Below are 710 nucleotides of genomic sequence, written 5' to 3'. Positions count from 1 at the left end.
AGAAGATATTGACTTTAGAAAAGCGCATCGAGCTCAGTGTTAAGCGAACGAAACTTGCCGATACTGCACCGATTAATAATCCACAAAAAATAATATAAGGAATTTCAAATGGAGAGCTGAGATCAAGCTGCGGAACTAGAAATGCCGGTTCAGTGCCATAGAACATCTGTGATGCAAAAGCTGCGGTCACTGATGCAATAATAATTGGTGTAAAACCGATGAGGCTGTATTCCATTAACACGACTTCCATCGCGAAAATAACCCCCGCGATGGGGGTATTAAACGATGCTGATATAGCAGCCGCTGTGCCACAAGCGATCAGTATACGAATACTGTTGTTCGGCAACTTGAAATATTGCCCCATGATACTTGCCGCGGCGGAACCCAAATGTACAGCAGGGCCTTCTCGACCAGACGACTGCCCACTAATAACCGTCAACACCCCGCCAAAAAACTGCACAACTAGTGATTTTAATGACATGTAGCCTTGATGGTAGGCGAGACGTTCCATCACATAAGCAACGCCAGTTTTGCGATGCACAACGCCTAGTTTGTACCAAATTAAGCCAATAATGATGGCGCCTGATAAGGGTAGCGTCGCACGTAGCGTTTGAGATAGTCCTTCAAAATTCTCAGGATCTCCTTCAGGGAGATATAGTGACAGAGCCGTTTCTATAAAACCGCGAAACAGAAGAATAACTAAAGTGGTA

1 protein-coding gene is annotated in these 710 nt (G+C 44.8%); it reads right to left on the bottom strand.

The features are described 5' to 3' along the window. Positions 1-710: chloride channel protein (locus tag A3739_RS24445; RefSeq protein ID WP_197472546.1), on the bottom strand; the 710-nt coding region annotated here is incomplete at both ends.

It is taken from the genome of Oleiphilus sp. HI0067, assembly GCF_001635735.1.
Note: the sequence above shows the minus strand (reverse complement) of the source record. Positions and strands in the feature narration are given on the sequence as shown.